Below are 522 nucleotides of genomic sequence, written 5' to 3' on the forward strand. Positions count from 1 at the left end.
GAGTATGCCTCCGCAACACTCCGAAATTTTGTCAGTGTTCGAATGGCGAGAGGATCACCTTGATACGCTTGAGGAAATCGATTGGCGAGTCGATCTTCATACATATGCAGCGTAAGCCGCCCGGGAATGAGATCTAACGACGGTGCAAGATTCCATGGCGGGCTAACGTCATCCAAATCCGAGACACCGTCCTCTGTCGGTTTCAGAATAAAATGGATCGACCTCGGCGCAGAACTAATTCCTTTGAATTCAGTCGCGGGCATGGCGTTTTTGGCCGCTTCAAAGTCCTCGATAAAAGGGTCCTCCTCTTGCCATATTCGATGAAGCTCTTCCGCATCCATACTCAGAATCGTCAAATTGCACTGAGGATCCAGGTCAATAAGGAGCGTGCGCAGGCCAAGCTCCGCAAATGCGTGAGCCAAATGAAAGGTCAAGGTGGTCTTCCCCACCCCGCATTTGTTGTTAAACACAGATATAGTTTCCATAGATCTCGCCAAGGTGAATCGCTGTGCGCTGTCACAC

Annotated in this window: 1 protein-coding gene; it reads right to left on the reverse strand. The window is 50.2% G+C overall.

Annotated features, from left to right (window positions below; translation table 11 throughout):
• Positions 1 to 470: AAA family ATPase (locus J5M67_RS27765; protein ID WP_207888589.1), on the reverse strand; the 470-nt coding region annotated here is incomplete at its 3' end.
• Positions 471 to 522: the final 52 nt, after the last annotated feature.

The organism is Pseudomonas sp. 30_B (assembly GCF_017491605.1).
Taxonomy (GTDB): Bacteria; Pseudomonadota; Gammaproteobacteria; order Pseudomonadales; family Pseudomonadaceae; genus Pseudomonas.